General features: G+C 38.4%; 1 protein-coding gene. It reads left to right on the plus strand.

Translation table 11 applies throughout. The features are described 5' to 3' along the window. Positions 1-229, plus strand: a 229-nt coding sequence (locus ACTHS3_RS18915; protein WP_440368943.1) for a DinB/UmuC family translesion DNA polymerase, incomplete at both ends; no start/stop codon positions are given.

The raw sequence follows: 229 nt of genomic DNA on the forward strand, positions 1-229 counted from the left end.
AAAGCCCGTTCAAGATATAGATACTATCAGCTCAGCAATTACACATCATGTTTCATCAGCAGCAGAGGCATTACGAAAGGAACATACCGTAGCAAATACAATTGCCTTGTTCATCCACACAAACCGATTTAAAGAAGAGCCACATTATTCCAATTACCGGATCATGGCTCTCGTAAAAGGCATCTATGATACGATGGAATTAAACAGACTTGCTCAACATCTTTTAAAA

This window comes from Neisseria sp. P0009.S007 (genome assembly GCF_051962515.1).